This window comes from Sphingomonas panaciterrae (assembly GCF_036890205.1).
Lineage (GTDB): Bacteria > Pseudomonadota > Alphaproteobacteria > Sphingomonadales > Sphingomonadaceae > Sphingomonas > Sphingomonas panaciterrae.
The window spans coordinates 582252-596596 of the sequence record NZ_JAKNQR010000001.1 but is presented as its reverse complement, the minus strand read 5'-3'; the positions used below and the strand labels follow the sequence as shown (position 1 = coordinate 596596).

Annotated in this window: 16 protein-coding genes; 10 read left to right on the top strand and 6 right to left on the bottom strand. The window is 67.7% G+C overall.

The annotated features are described in order from the left end of the window. Positions 1–2 precede the first annotated feature (2 nt). The 4 genes from L8F96_RS02900 to L8F96_RS02885 all read left to right on the top strand — a co-directional run bounded on the left by L8F96_RS02900 (position 3) and on the right by L8F96_RS02885 (position 3981). Positions 3–716, top strand: a complete 714-nt coding sequence (locus L8F96_RS02900) for a tetratricopeptide repeat protein (RefSeq protein ID WP_046408593.1) — start codon at positions 3–5, stop codon at positions 714–716. Then, on the top strand, positions 713–2035 hold the full coding sequence (locus L8F96_RS02895) for an outer membrane protein assembly factor BamB family protein (RefSeq protein WP_334654977.1): 1323 nt from the start codon (positions 713–715) through the stop codon (positions 2033–2035). Before L8F96_RS02900 ends, L8F96_RS02895 begins: the two co-directional genes overlap by 4 nt. Positions 2036–2117: 82 nt before the next feature. Next, positions 2118–3467 (top strand): ribosome biogenesis GTPase Der, encoded by a 1350-nt coding sequence (der, locus tag L8F96_RS02890; RefSeq protein WP_046408597.1) that lies wholly within the window; start codon positions 2118–2120, stop codon positions 3465–3467. Positions 3468–3534: 67 nt separating this feature from the next. Beyond that, positions 3535–3981: an Hpt domain-containing protein gene (locus tag L8F96_RS02885; protein ID WP_125945534.1), complete on the top strand. Its 447-nt coding sequence runs from the start codon at positions 3535–3537 to the stop codon at positions 3979–3981. A gap of 95 nt (positions 3982–4076) precedes the next feature. Here the strand turns inward: L8F96_RS02885 and bfr are convergent, their stop codons facing one another. From bfr to L8F96_RS02855, 6 genes are all read right to left on the bottom strand, one after another. Beyond that, positions 4077–4562, bottom strand: a complete 486-nt coding sequence (gene bfr / locus L8F96_RS02880) for a bacterioferritin (RefSeq protein ID WP_046408598.1) — start codon at positions 4560–4562, stop codon at positions 4077–4079. A gap of 97 nt (positions 4563–4659) precedes the next feature. Then, positions 4660–4830: a (2Fe-2S)-binding protein gene (locus tag L8F96_RS02875; RefSeq protein WP_082102837.1), complete on the bottom strand. Its 171-nt coding sequence runs from the start codon at positions 4828–4830 to the stop codon at positions 4660–4662. A 64-nt stretch (positions 4831–4894) separates the two neighbouring features. Continuing rightward, entirely contained in the window at positions 4895–6178 is a 1284-nt protein-coding gene (locus L8F96_RS02870) for a DUF418 domain-containing protein (RefSeq protein ID WP_334654974.1), read from the bottom strand. Between the two features lie 12 nt (positions 6179–6190). Continuing rightward, on the bottom strand, positions 6191–6937 hold the full coding sequence (locus tag L8F96_RS02865) for a hypothetical protein (protein ID WP_125945536.1): 747 nt from the start codon (positions 6935–6937) through the stop codon (positions 6191–6193). Positions 6938–7055: 118 nt separating this feature from the next. Then, entirely contained in the window at positions 7056–7955 is a 900-nt protein-coding gene (gene rpoH, locus L8F96_RS02860; RefSeq protein ID WP_046408604.1) for an RNA polymerase sigma factor RpoH, read from the bottom strand. Between the two features lie 60 nt (positions 7956–8015). Further along, complete coding sequence (locus L8F96_RS02855) at positions 8016–8963, bottom strand: RluA family pseudouridine synthase (protein WP_136451763.1); 948 nt, start codon at positions 8961–8963, stop codon at positions 8016–8018. A gap of 12 nt (positions 8964–8975) precedes the next feature. Between L8F96_RS02855 and L8F96_RS02850 the strand changes: the two genes are divergently transcribed. Genes L8F96_RS02850 through L8F96_RS02825 form a run of 6 tightly spaced genes read left to right on the top strand, consistent with a single transcriptional unit; the run spans position 8976 to position 14341 of the window. After that, entirely contained in the window at positions 8976–9386 is a 411-nt protein-coding gene (locus L8F96_RS02850) for a M67 family metallopeptidase (protein WP_046408606.1), read from the top strand. 24 nt (positions 9387–9410) lie between these two features. Further along, positions 9411–10055, top strand: a complete 645-nt coding sequence (locus tag L8F96_RS02845; RefSeq protein WP_046408607.1) for a histidine phosphotransferase family protein — start codon at positions 9411–9413, stop codon at positions 10053–10055. Positions 10056–10102: 47 nt separating this feature from the next. Beyond that, on the top strand, positions 10103–12415 hold the full coding sequence (locus L8F96_RS02840) for a chemotaxis protein CheW (RefSeq protein WP_334654966.1): 2313 nt from the start codon (positions 10103–10105) through the stop codon (positions 12413–12415). Continuing rightward, positions 12412–12849 carry a chemotaxis protein CheW gene (locus L8F96_RS02835; protein WP_125945541.1) on the top strand — a complete coding sequence of 146 codons (438 nt, stop codon included), beginning with the start codon at positions 12412–12414 and terminating at the stop codon, positions 12847–12849. The genes L8F96_RS02840 and L8F96_RS02835 overlap by 4 nt, the downstream gene beginning before the upstream one ends. A gap of 58 nt (positions 12850–12907) precedes the next feature. Next, positions 12908–13273, top strand: coding sequence for a response regulator (locus L8F96_RS02830; RefSeq protein ID WP_046408610.1), 366 nt, complete (start codon positions 12908–12910; stop codon positions 13271–13273). Between the two features lie 54 nt (positions 13274–13327). Next, positions 13328–14341 (top strand): chemotaxis protein CheB, encoded by a 1014-nt coding sequence (locus L8F96_RS02825; RefSeq protein WP_331386561.1) that lies wholly within the window; start codon positions 13328–13330, stop codon positions 14339–14341. The last annotated feature ends 4 nt before the right edge of the window (positions 14342–14345 follow it).

Sequence of the window (14345 nt, the reverse complement as noted above, 5' to 3'; positions counted from 1 at the left end):
CCGTGGCGCTGACGCCGCAAAACAACGAAGCCTTCCTGCGTGAAGTCGACGAGGAACTCCGCAAGGAGCAGGCGGCCGCTTTGGCGAAGCGCTGGGGGTTGGCGATTGCCATTCTTCTGGTGGTGGGCCTGGCGATCTTTGCCGGCTACCTGTTCTGGCGCCACCAGCAGAATGAAGCCGCCGGCCGCGAGGGCGAGCAGCTTCAGCTGGTCTGGGACGAACTGGCGGCCAACAATGCCGCCAAGGCGTCGCCGGAGCTCGCCAAGCTCGCTGATTCCAGCGCGCCCGGCTATCGCGCGGTGGCGCTGTTCACTGAGGCCGACCTGCTGCTGCAGAAGGACGACCTGAAAGGTGCGGCTGCCAAGTTCGGCGCGATCGCATCCGACACGTCGCTGGCAGAACCGTTCCGCGACCTGGCGCTGATCCGCCAGACGAGCGCGGAATATGATTCGCTGAAGCCCGAGCAGGTGGTCGAGCGGCTGCGCGCGATCGCGGTGCCGGAGAACCCGTATTTCGGTAGCGCCGGCGAACTGGTGGCAATGGCCTATCTGAAGCAGAACAAGCGCGACCTGGCGGGTCGGCTGTTCGGACAGATCGCCCAGGCGGAGCAGGTGCCGCCGTCGATCCGTCAACGCGCAGTTCAGATGGCGGGCCTATTGGGCGTCGATGCCGTGCCGGCCGAGGCAGGCACGAAAGAGGACGTGACGAAGCAATGAAGAGATCGATTGCCGCGCCCATCGCCCTCGCGGCGCTGATGGGGCTGAGCGCCTGCGGCGTGTTCAAGGGTTCGCCCAAGAAGACGCCGACGGTCGGTAACCGCGTTCCGATCCTGGTGGCCGAAAGCGCGGCGGAGGTCGATCCGTCGCTGGCCGGCGTCCAGGTGCTGTTGCCGCCCGCAGTGGTGAACACCGAATGGGCCCAGCCGGGCGGCAATGCCGCCAAGTCGATGGGCCAGCTGGCGCTGGGCGCATCGCCCGCGCGCGTGTGGACGGCATCGATCAACGGCGGCTCCAACCGGCAGCGGCTGGGCGCGGCGCCGGTCATCGCCGAAGGGCGTGTGTTCGTCGTCGACGTGGAAGCGAACGTCCATGCCTTTTCCGCCGAGACGGGCGCAAGCCAGTGGACCACCGCGCTGTCCGATGGCGACGCCAACAAGGCGGCGCTGTTCGGCGGCGGGGCAAGCTTTGACGGCGGGCGCGTCTATGCGACCGACGGGCTGGGCGATGTCGTCGCGCTGAACGCGACCGATGGCGCCGTCGTATGGCGGTCGAAGCCAGGCGGTCCGCTGCGCGGCGCGCCGACCGTCGCCAACGGCCAGGTCTATGTGCTGAGCCAGGACAATCAGTTGTTCGCGCTCGACCAGAATGACGGCAAGGTCGTGTGGACGGCCACCGCCAGCGTCGAGACGCAGGGCGTGTTCGGCGTCGCGGCGCCCGCGGCCGCATCGGGCACGATCGTTGCGGGCTTCTCCTCGGGCGAGCTCAACGCCTATCGCTACGAGAACGGCCGCACCCTGTGGCAGGACGCACTGTCGCGCACCAGTTCCTCGACGTCGGTGTCGAGCCTTGCCGATATCGATGCCGAGCCGGTGATCGCCGACGGCCGCGTCTATGCCGTCGGGCAGGGCGGGCGCATGGTGGCGGTGGAGATCGCGACCGGCCAGCGGCTGTGGGAGCAGAATTTTGCCAGCATCACGACGCCGTGGCTGGCCGGCGAGTGGCTGTTCATCGTCACCGATGATGCGCGGCTGGTCTGCCTGTCGCGTGCCAACGGCAAGGTGCGCTGGATCAACCAGTTGCAGGCCTATCGCAATGTCGAGAAGCGCAAGGGCCCTTATACCTGGTTCGGCCCGGTGCTGGCCGGTGACCGGCTGTGGCTGACCAATTCGCGCGGGCAGCTGGTCGGCACGTCGCCGGCCGACGGCAGCGTGCAGGTGACGATCGACAACGGCGCGCCGTTCACGCTGTCGCCCGTCGTCGCCAACCAGACGATGTACGTCCTTGACCAGGAGGGGCGGCTGTCGGCCTATCGCTGATCGGGGACCGGCAGTGATGCCGGCTCCTGCGAGCAGCACGCTGCGGCTTCCGCTGTCGGGCGGGGCGCTGTAGGGGCACGTGATGGCACGTCTTCCCACTGTTGCGATTGTTGGCCGACCCAATGTCGGCAAATCGACCCTGTTCAACCGCCTTGTCGGCAAGAAGCTGGCGCTGGTCGACGACCGGCCCGGCGTGACGCGCGACCGGCGGGAGGGCGAGGCGCACCTGCTGGGGCTCGATTTCCGCGTGGTCGATACCGCGGGCTATGAGGATCACGACCCGCAGTCGCTGCCCGGGCGGATGCGGATGCAGACCGAGGCCGCCGTGGCGCAGGCCGATGTCGCACTGTTCATGATCGATTCGCGCGCCGGCATCGTACCGCTGGACGAGGAGATCGGCCGTTGGCTGCGCGGATCGACCACGCCGATCGTGCTGGTCGCCAACAAGGCCGAGGGCCGGTCGGGCGAGCAGGGCGTGCTGGAAGCGCTGGCGCTTGGCTTTGGCGATCCGGTGCAATTGTCCGCCGAGCATGGCGAGGGCGTCGCGGACCTGTTCGAGGCGCTGCTGCCGTACCTGGAGCGCGACGAGGAGGACGTTCCCGACGAGGACGAGGAAGATCCCGCCGCGCCGCTGAAGCTGGCGATCGTCGGGCGGCCGAACGCCGGCAAGTCGACGCTGGTCAACCGGATGCTGGGCGAGGACCGCATGATCACCGGTCCCGAGGCCGGGATCACGCGCGATTCGATCGCCATCGACTGGGAGTGGCAGGGCCGCCCGGTGCGGCTGATCGACACGGCCGGGATGCGCAAGCGCGCCAAGGTCCAGGACAAGCTGGAGAAATTGTCGGTCGCCGATGCGCTGCATGCGGTGGATTTTGCCGAGGTCGTGGTGCTGCTGCTCGATGCGACGCTGGGGCTGGAGTCGCAGGACCTGCGCATCGCCGACCGCGTGCTGGAGGAAGGCCGCGCGCTGATCATCGCGCTGAACAAATGGGACGTCGCGGACAACCCCTCGTCGTTGTTCAACGGCGTCAAGGCGGCGCTGGGCGATGGCCTGAGCCAGGTGAAGGGCGTGCCGCTGATCACCGTATCGGCGATGACGGGACGCGGCATCGACCAGTTGCTGGCCGCCGCGTTCGAGACGCGCGAGGCATGGTCGCGGCGCGTGCCGACGGGCGAACTCAACCGCTGGTTCGAGCGTGCGATCGAGGCGAACCCGCCACCCGCGCCGGGCGGCAAGCGGATCAAGATGCGCTACGTCACGCAGGTGAAGACGCGCCCGCCCAGCTTCGTCATCTTCGGCACGCGCGTGGACCAGCTGCCGGCCAGCTACGAGCGGTATCTGGTCAATTCGCTGCGGCGCGACCTGGGCTTTGGCGCGGTGCCGATCCGGTTGACGCTGCGCGCGCCCAAAAATCCGTTCGGTAGCTGACGCTTACCTGCTGTTTACCGTAATGGCCTAGGCCGGGCGGCGAACAACGATCGCACGAGATGCGACAATGGGGGAAGCAAGCGTGTCACTCGAGCCGGGAATCCTGGTGGACCGGGAAGCCTTTGCCAAGGCCAGGGCGGAGCTTGGGGCGGGATTCCAGCGCATCTTGGGCTATTTCCGCGAGGACGGGATCAAGTCGGTTTCAGCGATCGAGGCGGCAATGCGCGCCAAGAATGCGGCCGGCCTGATAATCCCGGCGCACACGCTGAAGGGCGAGGCGCGGCAGTTCGGCGCGGCGCCGCTGGCCGATCTGGCGGAGCGGATCGAGACGATGGGGCGCGACTGCGTCGAAACGCGCGATACGCCGGAGGACGTGCTGGAGGATGTGGTCGCGCTGCGCCCGTTGTTCACCCAGACGCTGGCGCTGCTGGAGCGCGAGGCGGGGCCGGCGCCGGTGCGGCGGTCGGCGGCCGGGTTCGGGCGGCGGACGTCACCGGCGAATATCATCGGATAGCAGGACGCCGCGGCGCGGCATTTGGCTAGAGCGAGCGCCGGCGTGGCGCGCCGGGACAGGGCAGGCGCCACCCGCGGGATGGCGCCTGTACCGTATCAGCCGTGCGGCTTGTCAGCCTCTGCATTGAGCTGGATGTAGTTCTGCAGCCCCATGCGCTCGATCATCTCGAACTGGCGTTCGAGCGTGTCGACATGCTCTTCCTCACTGATGAGGATACGGGTGAACAGATCGCGGCTGCCGAAGTCCTTGACCTCTTCACAATAAGTGATCGCGGCCTTCAGCTGGGCGACGGCCTCGATCTCCATCGCGAGATCGGCCTTCAGCACCTCCTCGACGGTCTCACCAATGCGCAGGCGGCCGAGCAGCTGGAAATTGGGCAGGCCATCGAGGAAGAGGATTCGCTCGGCGAGCCAATCCGCATGCTTCATCTCGTCAATGGATTCGTGCCGCTCATATTCGGCGAGCTTCTTGACGCCCCAATGTTCGAGCAGGCGATAGTGCAACCAATATTGATTGATTGCCGTCAGCTCGTTCTTCAGCGTCTCGTTAAGAAACTCGATGACGCGCGGGTCGCCCTTCATTGAAATACCTCCATGTCGTTCCCGTTCTTACCTTGGGACGTGGAGGGTCAGCAATCAAAATTTGGCGGATTTCCGCGGTTTTTCGAATGTGCGAATGTTATGCAGCAGCACGCTCTTCATCGATAATGGCTCGCGCGAAGGGCGTGCATTGACCGCATTTCGGCTGGCGGCCGAGCGAACGATAGGCCTGGCATGCCGTCGTCGAGCCGGCGCGCGCCGCCTCGCGGACCTGGGTTTCACGAATAGCATTGCAAACGCAAACGACCATGAAGAGCACCTTTCGTTGAGAGGTGCATATCGCTCATGAGAACAGGTCGCAACTATAATTGCGTCTAATTCGCAAAAGAGCGCTGGTCGGAGGGTGACCGGCGACGAAATGGTTGGCGCTTCCCGAACGTCAGCGAGCGCCACGCCCATTCGAGCGGGCCGGCGGCGAATCGATCGAGCCAGGGTTTCGACCAGAGGAGCATCAGCGCCCAAATCGCGGCGACCACAGGATAAAGCTGCCAACGCTGGAGATAGCCGAACCACCCGAGGCCGTAGCCGTAGAAGAGGAGGGTGCAGATGATGCTGGTCGCGAGATAATTGGTGAAGGCCATCCGCCCGGCCGCCGTCAGCCGGATTGGTAACCAGGCGGTCGGAATGCGGGTGATCAGCGCCATGATGAGGATGGCATGGGCGAGCGCCATGGCGGGGCGGAGGAGCACGAGGTGCAACGGCTCCGCCAGCATCAGCACGATCGGATCGAAGTTCGAGGCGCTGATCCAGAGCGCCAGCGCGACATAGGCGGGGAGGCACAGGCCGTAGCCGATCAGGAGCACCGCGCGCTTCCACCGGGCGGGCCAGTCGCCGGTGAAGAAGCCGCTGCGGAACAGCGCCATGCCGAGCAGCATCAGCCCGGTTGTCTCGGCGGCGAGATCGGGGAAGATCTGCCGCTGGGCCTGCCACGCCAGCGTTGCGCGCATCGCGGTGACTTGCTGCCAGTCCCCGCGGAAGGCGGCCAACTCCGCCGGGACGGTCGCGCGCAGGCTGTCCATCTCCGCTTGGTAGTGGGCCCATTCGGCGAGGATTGCGGGGGACGCGCGGGGCGACAGGGCAAGCGCGCGGAAATGCTCGGCCGCCGCATGATCGATGATGCCGCTGACGAGCGGGGCGGCGATCAGCAGGGTAGCGATCGCGAACATGCGGGGGAGGGGCCAGTCGCGCGCGACGAACACCAGCGCGCCGCACAGGGCGTAGAGCACCAGAATGTCGCCGGGCCAGATCAGATAGGCGTGGACCATCCCGATCGCGAACAGCGTCGCCATTCGCGCATAATGGATGCGGGCCGGAGACCTGCCGCTGCGCAGCGCCCGATCCGCGATCAACAGGGTCGAGGCGCCGAACAGCATCGTGAACAGGCCGCGCATCTTGCCGTCGGCGAGGATGAAGGCGAGCGCCCAGGCCCACCAATTGGTGCCGGTGCTGCCGCCGTAGACGGTGGGATCGACATAGGCATAGCTCGGCATCGCGAAGGCGACGATGTTGAGCAGGAGGATGCCGAGAACGGCGAAGCCGCGCACGCCGTCGATCGCGGTAATCCGGCCGGGCGCGCGGACAGGGTCAGCGATGCTCATACGCGGCAGCGATCAGCGCGGGATGAGGGCAAGGTTCCGCCGTTCGGCCGCGTGGCGCGCGGCGAGGAAGATCGCGCCGGTCGAGGCGAGTGCGAGAAAGCCGACCACCAATGAGTCAAGGACCAGCGCCAGCCACACGACCCACGCGGGCGCGCCGACCGGGAGGATGTTCAGCGCCTGATGCAGCGCGGCGAGCGGCAGGAAGCCGGCGATCATGTAGACCACGGCGCGCCAGAAACTGCCGGCCATGATCGCGATCGAGCGCAGCGGACCGATCGCCGTGTTGCCCAGCGGCCAGGCCACGCGCCATGCGGAAAGATAGATGCCGAGTACGGCGGCGAGCACGCCCAGCGCTAGCGAGGCATATTCCCACCAGGCGAAGGGAAGGTCGAGAACGAGGCCCGGCGGCGGCCCGAACAGCGAGAGCCACTGGACCATGGCAAGGATCGCGAACTGGATGCCGAACAGGGTCACGGCCGGCCGCTCGACCTTCTTGGCCCAGGCGGCGTCGCGCCCGGAGGCCATGAAGCGGATGAACCAATAGGAGGGCAGCAGCATCGCCAGGATCTTGGCGAAGCCCAGCGACAGGCGGCGTTGATCGAGCGCGGCGGTGGCGCGGAAGCCCTGCGAGAAGAGGCCAAGGTCGATCTCCACCACGTGCTGGCCGAATTCGAGCACCGCGGGGATCGAGAACAGGATCGGGAGTGCCAGCGCGAAGGCGAGGCAGTCGGCGTATAATTGCTTGATGTCGCGCCACATCGTTTCGTCGTCACCTGTCCTTGGCGGCGGGGGTGGGCGACGGCGCGCGGGGTTTCAAGCGGTAAGTGGCAGGCGGTCCTGCCGGGGCACCGATCGACGCCCCGGCAGGCCGTGTCCGTCAGGCCGGCAGAAGCCGCTTTTCGCCGGCGACCTTCATCATCGCCTTTTGCAGCTTTTCAAAGGCGCGCACCTCGATCTGGCGGACGCGTTCGCGGCTGACGCCATAGACCTGGCTCAGTTCCTCCAGCGTCTTGGGATCGTCGGTCAGGCGACGCTCGGTCAGGATGTGCTTTTCACGATCGTTCAGGCTGTCCATCGCGCTGACGAGCATGTCGTGGCGGACTTCAGCCTCCTGCGCATCGGCAACGATCTGATCCTGCAGGGGCGAATCGTCCTGCAGCCAATCCTGCCACTGCCCCTCGCCATCCTCGCGCATCGAGACGTTGAGCGACGTGTCGCCGCCCATCGCCATGCGGCGGTTCATGCTGACCACGTCGGCCTCGCTGACGCCCAGATCGGTCGCGATCTTGGTCAGATCCTCCGGCTTCAGATCGCCGTCCTCGAACGCATCGAGACGAGCCTTCATCCGGCGCAGGTTGAAGAACAGCTTCTTCTGCGCGGCGGTGGTGCCCATCTTCACCAGGCTCCACGAGCGCAGGATGAATTCCTGGATCGAGGCGCGGATCCACCACATCGCATACGTGGCGAGGCGGAAGCCGCGATCGGGCTCGAACTTCTTCACGCCCTGCATCAGGCCGATATTGCCCTCGCTGATCAGCTCGGACACGGGCAGGCCATAGCCGCGATAGCCCATCGCGATCTTCGCGACGAGACGCAGGTGGCTGGTGACGAGCTGAGCTGCCGCCTCAGGATCGCCATGTTCCTGGAAACGCTTGGCGAGCATATATTCCTGCTCGGGCGCCAGGATCGGAAACTTCTTGATCTCGGCGAGATAGCGGTTGAGGCTCTGCTCGCCGCCGAGAGCGGGGATCGTCGCTGGGACGTTGCCGCTAGCCATGAGTACCTAATCTCCCTTTCCGGGGAACGCCACGCGCAGATCAGCGCAGGCGGTTACACCCTATACGTCGAGTTGACTGAACAGTTCCTGCATGTCTGCAGGCATCGCGCTTTCGAACGACAAAGCGGTGCTTGTGATCGGATGAACGAACCCCAGCCGGGCTGCGTGCAGCGCCTGTCGCCGGAACGAAAGTTCATCAAGTTGACGCTTATGAACTGGTTTTGTTCTACCATAGACCGGGTCGCCCAGCAAGGCGTGGCCGATCGAGGCCATGTGGACGCGGACCTGGTGGGTGCGGCCGGTTTCGAGCCGGCATTCGACCAGCGCCGCGTCGCGCAGCAGATGTTCGGTGCGGTAATGCGTCACGGCACGCTTGCCGCCGGCGACGATCGCCACCTTCTTGCGGTTGTGCGGCGAGCGGGCGAGCGGCGCATCGACGGTTCCCGCGGGCGGCATCGGGCGGCCGCCGACGATCGCCTTGTAGCGCCGGTCGATGGTGTGCGCGGCGAATTGCTTCGCCAGCCCCTCATGCGTGCGATCGGTCTTTGCCGCCACCATCAGCCCCGAGGTATCCTTGTCGATGCGGTGGACGATGCCGGGCCGCGCCACGCCGCCGATGCCCGAGAGCGAGCCGCCGCAATGATGCAGCAGCGCGTTCACCAGCGTCCCGTCGAGGTTGCCCGCGGCGGGATGAACCACCAGCCCGGCAGGCTTGTCGATCACGATGAGATGTTCGTCTTCATAGGCGACCACCAAGGGGATGTCCTGCGGCTCGTTATGCGCCGGCGTGGGGGCCGGCACCGCCACATTATAGACCTCGCCAGCGGCGGCGCGACGCGCAGGATCACGTACTGCCAGACCGTCACGCGTGACCTGGCCGGCGTTGATCAATACCTTCAGCCGTTCGCGCGACAGCGTCGGCACGGCATCGGCAAGCGCACGGTCGAGCCGCCATGTATCGGCAGCCGGTGCGATCGTCGCTTGAATGATGGAAACCCCCCGGTCCATTAGGTGTCCTAGATGGGTGAGACGGTGCATCTTTCAAGGTCGCTGGCCGGCGAAATCATTTCGCGGGCGGCACAAAGTGACCAAGAGGTCTGCGGGTTGTTGCTGGGTTGCGCGGGCCATGTGACTCAGCTTGTCGCGTGCCGCAATGTCCATCCGACGCCCGCGACGCATTTCGAGCTGGACCCGGCGGCGCTGTTCGCCGCGTTGCGCGCGGCGCGCGCGGGCGGGCCGGCGGTGATCGGCCATTATCATTCGCACCCGTCAGGCCAGGCGACGCCATCGGCCACCGATGCCGACGCCGCGGCCGCCGACGGGAGCATCTGGATCATCGTCGCAGGCACCGACATCACCGCGTGGAAGGCGGTGCGCGACGGAGCGGTGCACGGCCGCTTCGATCCGCTTGCCCTTGCCATTGCGCGGTAAAGTCCGCTGCGTCATTGAACGCGCATGACCATCGATCCCGTCGACTTCGCCAGCCTGCTCTGCTCCCGCCTGTGCCATGATCTGCTGTCGCCGATCGGCGCGCTGAACAACGGGCTGGAGCTGCTGGCCGACGAGACCGATCCCAAGATGCGCGAGCGGTGCATGGAGCTGATGGCGGAAAGCGCGCGGACGTCCGCCGCGAAGCTGAAATTCTTCCGCCTGGCGTTCGGCGCGGCAGGCGGGTTCGGCGAGGCCGTCGACACGCGCGAGGCACAGCAGGCGATCGAGGGGCTGTTCGGCGAGACCAAGCGGCTGAAGGTCAACTGGCTGGTCGAGGAGCCGATGCTGCCCAAGGCGGCAATCAAGGTGCTGCTGAACATGGCGATGATCGCCGGCGACACACTGGTGCGCGGCGGATCGCTGGATATCGGCAGCGAGAGCGGCGACACGGCGATCGAGATCGTGATGAAGGCCGAGGGGCCGCGCATCACGCTGGACGACGAATTGCGCTCCACGCTGGTCGATGGCCGCGCGTCCGAAGCCGTGACGCCACGCGTGGCGGCCGCGTTCCTGGTGCATGAGATGGTCAAATCGGCCAATGGCCGCGTGCTGGTGAGCGCGCCGGCCGAGGACGTGATGCTGTTCGGCGCGACGATGCGGCCCCATTGAGGCAATAAACGCGGAATTTACCGCCGCTGCCCCATGGCGGGCGGGCAATGGACGATCTGCTGCAGGAATTCATCGCGGAAACCCGCGAAACGCTCGACGCGCTGGCGGGCGAAATAGTCGCGTGGGAAGCGGATCCCGCCGACCGGGCGCGGCTCGATTCGATCTTCCGCTTCGTCCACACGGTGAAGGGAAGCTGCGGCTTCCTTGACCTGCCGCGGCTCGCCCGGCTGAGCCATGCGGCCGAGGACGTGCTGCAGAGCGTGCGGTCGGGCGAACGCGCCGCCGATCCGGCGCTGGTCAACGCCGTGCTGGCGATCGTCGACCGCATTGGCGAGATCGTCGAGGCGATCGACGCTGGCGCGGCGCTGGACGATTCGGCCGAGGACCTGCTGCTCGCCGCGCTGGAGGGGAAGGCGCAGACCGCGCCGGCATCCGAGCCCGCGCCGGTGGTCGTGCCGATCACCAGTGCGCCGCGTGCGGCCGCGCGCAGCATCCGCCTGTCGGTCGACCTGCTCGACCGGATGATGAATGGCGTGTCGGAAATGGTGCTGGCGCGCAACGAGCTGGCCAGACGGCTGCGCGACAGTGGTGACACGACGCTGGAAACCGCGGTCGACCGCCTGTCGATGACCGTCGCCGAATTGCGCGACACGGTGACGCGGACGCGGATGCAGACGATCGATTCGCTGTTTTCCGCGCTGCCCCGGCTGGTGCGCGATACGGCGGCGGCGCTGGGCAAGAAGGTCTCGCTGTCGATCGAGGGCGCCGACGTCGAGCTGGACCGCGAGATGATCGAGCTGTTGCGCGATCCGCTGGTCCATATCGTGCGCAATGCGATCGACCATGGCATCGAGGCGCCGGAGGCGCGACGGGGAGCGGACAAGCCCGAGGCGGGGCGGTTGGCGATCGTGGCGCGCCAGTCGGGCAATCGCATCATCGTCGAGGTGGCCGACGACGGGCAGGGGATCGATACCGCCAAGCTGCTGGCGAAGCGCATCGCGCAGGAGCCGGCGCGGGCGGCGGAGTTCGGCGCGCTCGATCAGCGGGCGCGGCTCAACCTAATCTTCGAGCCGGGGCTGTCGACCCGCGACGAGGCGACCACCACGTCAGGCCGCGGCGTCGGCATGGACGTGGTGCGCACCAACGTCGAGCAGATCGGCGGCAGCATCCGGCTGGACAATGTCGCCGGGCGCGGCCTGACCACGACGATCGAGGTGCCGCTGACGCTGGCGATCCTGTCGGCGATCATCATCGAGGCGGGCGATCAGCATTATGCCGTACCGCGCCAAGCGATCGAGGAGATCGTGGCGGTCGGATCGGACGCGGTGCGGATCGATGCCGTCGGCGACACGCTGCTGGCGAGCGTGCGCGGGCGGCGGTTGCCGGTGATCCGGTTGAACGCCGTGCTTGGGGGCGAGGGGCCGGAGGCGGCGGTTGGCGTCGGCACGATGCTGATGATCGTCAACCTGGCGCATGGCAGCTACGCGCTGGGGGTCGATGGCGTCGACGATACGCAGGAATTGGTGGTGAAGCCGGTCGCGCCGGCCGTGATGATGGCGGGCATCTATGCCGGGCAGATGCTGCTCGATACCGGGCGGCCGCTGCTGCTGCTCGATTGCGCGGGGATTGCCGAGCAGGCGGGGCTGCGGTTCGAGCGGGTGATTGCGGTCGAGGAGCCGGCCGAGGAGGCCGCGCCGCCGGGCATCGCCGCGCTGATGATCGAGGCGCTCGACGGGCGGCGGCGCGTGGTGGCGCTCGATGCAGTCGAGCGGATCGAGGCGGTCGAGCCGGGATCCTTGTGCCAGGCCGGCGGCCGTTGGTGGGCGCGCGGGCGGCAGGGGATGGTCGCGGTGCATGTCGATCCGGCGATCGGTGAGCAGGCGGGGGTACCGGCGGGGGCGGAGCTTACGATGCTGATGCTGCCGGGGGCGGGCCAGGCGACCGGCTATCTGGTGCGGCGCGCGCTCGACATCGTCACGGTGCCCGACGAGTTGCTTCCCGCCGCCGATCCGCGCGTGCGCGGGGTGGCGATGATCGATGGTGCGCCGGTCGAGTTCATCGATGCCGCGTGGTGGAGCCCGCCCAGTGATGGCGGCGGCGGCGGGCGGCCGATCTGCCTCGTCCAGGGTGTCGACAGCCATTGGACCGACACGATGCTGCGGCCGATGATCGAGGCGGCGGGCTATCGCGTGGCGCGCGATCTGGCGCCGGGCGAGACGGCGGTCGTGACGCTGGCGGCCGATGACGAGCCGGCGACGGCGGGCCGGGTGGTGCGGCTGAGCCGTGACGCGGCGACGGGGCAGCCGACGCTTGATACAATAACGCTGGCGCAGGCGCTGTCGGCGGGGGCGGCGCGATGAGCGGCACCCTGCACCTGCTGGCGCGACTGGGCGGGCAGGCGATCGCCGTGCCGGCCGAGATGGTCGAATCGGTCGTCGATATCGATGCCGTGGTGCCGGCGCCGCGCAGCCATCCGGCGGTGCGTGGCCTCGCCGCGCTGCGCAGCCGCGTGGTCACGGTGGTCGACACCTGGCAGCTGCTGGACCTGCCCGCGGGTGGTGAGGGGACGCAGCGCGCGATCATCACCGTGGTCGACGGCCATCACCACGCGATGCTGGTCGAGGCGCTGGAGGATGTCGCACCGATTGACGTGCTGCCGATCCCGACCGGGCTTGCGCTGGGCGCGCGATGGTCGAGGGTCGCGACCGGATCGGCGGAGCGCGACGGCGAGCCGCTGCTGGTGATCGACCTTGCCGCGCTGGTCGGCGCGATGGCCGAGGACGCGCGCGATTAACGCGGTCCTTACGCTTCGCGCGGCATGACGGCGATCAACAGGTTGTAGGGGTATCGTGATGAAATCGTGTCTGGTGGTCGACGATTCGAAAGTGATCCGAAAGGTCGCCCGCCACATCCTGGAGGGGCTCGATTTCTCGGTCAGCGAGGCAGCGGACGGGCGCGAGGCGCTGGACGCGTGCAACGCCAGCATCCCCGACGTGATCCTGCTCGACTGGAACATGCCGGTGATGAGCGGGATGGAATTCCTGCGCGCGCTGCGCGAGACCGACGTGTCGCCGCGGCCCAAGGTCGTGTTCTGCACCACCGAGAATGGCGTGGCGCATATCCGCGCCGCGATCGAGGCGGGCGCGGACGAATATGTGATGAAGCCGTTCGATCGCGAGACGCTGCAAAGCAAGCTGCAGATCGTCGGTCTCGCCTGAACCGTGGCGAGCCGAGCGGTTCTCCATCCGGTGCGTGCCGGCGGGTGCCGGATATTGATCGTCGACGATTCGGTGGTCGCGCGCACGGTGCTGGCACGGATCGCCAGCGACGATGGCGCGTGCGAGGTGGCGGGTGCGGTGGCCGATGTGCCGGCGGCGCTTGAGTTTCTTGCCACCGAGACGGTCGACGTGATTCTGCTCGACCTCGAGATGCCGGGGATCGACGGGCTGAGCGGACTGCCGGACCTGCTGGCGGCGGGGCGCGGCGCTCGCGTGTTGGTCGTCTCCTCGGCGGCGGACGCCGGGGCGGCGGCGACCGTTCAGGCGCTGGCGCTCGGGGCGGCGGATACGCTGGTAAAGCCCGGGCGCAGCATTTCCGCCGGCAGTTTCGCCAAGGCACTGGCCGAGAAGATCGCGCGGCTGACCGATCCTGGCGAGCCGATGGGCGGCGGCGCCCCCATCGCGCGGCTCGCGGCGCGACCGTTTGACGCGGTGGCGATCGGTGCCTCAACCGGCGGCATCCATGCGCTGAACAACGTGCTGCGTGACCTGCCGGCGACGTTCCGCGCGCCGGTGATGGTGACGCAGCATCTGCCGCAGGCGTTCGTGCCGCATTTCGCACGGCAGCTGGAAAGCGCGGTCGGGCGGCGGTGTGTCGTGGCGACCGAGCGGATGACGCTGGAGCCGGACATGATCGTGCTGGCACCGGGCGACGCGCATCTGACCGTTGCGCCGCTGCGCAGCGGGCGGACCAATGTGCGGCTGTCGCAGGTGCCGGTGGCGAACGGCAACCTGCCGTCGGTCGACCCGATGTTCGAAAGCGCCGCTGCCCGCTACGGCGCGCGGCTGCTCGCGATCGTGCTGAGCGGCATGGGACGCGATGGACTGGACGGGGCGCGCGCGGTGCGCGAGGCGGGCGGCACGGTGGTGGTGCAGGATCGCGCCAGTAGCGTCGTATGGGGGATGCCGGGTGCGGTCGCCGCCGCGGGCCTGGCGGACGCGGTGCTGACGCCCGAGGCGATCGGCGGCGTGGTGGCCGGGCAGATGGTGGCCGTACCATGCCGTTGAGCCA

Bases quoted from the DNA above. Each gene is read 5' to 3' on its own strand.
- L8F96_RS02875 (WP_082102837.1), bottom strand. From the start codon at position 4,830: ATGGTCGTTTGCGTTTGCAATGCTATTCGTGAAACCCAGGTCCGCGAG.
- L8F96_RS02850 (WP_046408606.1), top strand. From the start codon at position 8,976: ATGGGTGAGACGGTGCATCTTTCAAGGTCGCTGGCCGGCGAAATCATT.
- L8F96_RS02855 (WP_136451763.1), bottom strand. From the start codon at position 8,963: ATGGACCGGGGGGTTTCCATCATTCAAGCGACGATCGCACCGGCTGCC.
- L8F96_RS02830 (WP_046408610.1), top strand. From the start codon at position 12,908: ATGAAATCGTGTCTGGTGGTCGACGATTCGAAAGTGATCCGAAAGGTC.
- L8F96_RS02865 (WP_125945536.1), bottom strand. From the start codon at position 6,937: ATGTGGCGCGACATCAAGCAATTATACGCCGACTGCCTCGCCTTCGCG.
- L8F96_RS02845 (WP_046408607.1), top strand. From the start codon at position 9,411: ATGACCATCGATCCCGTCGACTTCGCCAGCCTGCTCTGCTCCCGCCTG.
- L8F96_RS02840 (WP_334654966.1), top strand. From the start codon at position 10,103: ATGGACGATCTGCTGCAGGAATTCATCGCGGAAACCCGCGAAACGCTC.
- L8F96_RS02885 (WP_125945534.1), top strand. From the start codon at position 3,535: ATGGGGGAAGCAAGCGTGTCACTCGAGCCGGGAATCCTGGTGGACCGG.
- L8F96_RS02895 (WP_334654977.1), top strand. From the start codon at position 713: ATGAAGAGATCGATTGCCGCGCCCATCGCCCTCGCGGCGCTGATGGGG.
- der (WP_046408597.1), top strand. From the start codon at position 2,118: ATGGCACGTCTTCCCACTGTTGCGATTGTTGGCCGACCCAATGTCGGC.
- rpoH (WP_046408604.1), bottom strand. From the start codon at position 7,955: ATGGCTAGCGGCAACGTCCCAGCGACGATCCCCGCTCTCGGCGGCGAG.
- L8F96_RS02870 (WP_334654974.1), bottom strand. From the start codon at position 6,178: ATGAGCATCGCTGACCCTGTCCGCGCGCCCGGCCGGATTACCGCGATC.
- L8F96_RS02835 (WP_125945541.1), top strand. From the start codon at position 12,412: ATGAGCGGCACCCTGCACCTGCTGGCGCGACTGGGCGGGCAGGCGATC.
- bfr (WP_046408598.1), bottom strand. From the start codon at position 4,562: ATGAAGGGCGACCCGCGCGTCATCGAGTTTCTTAACGAGACGCTGAAG.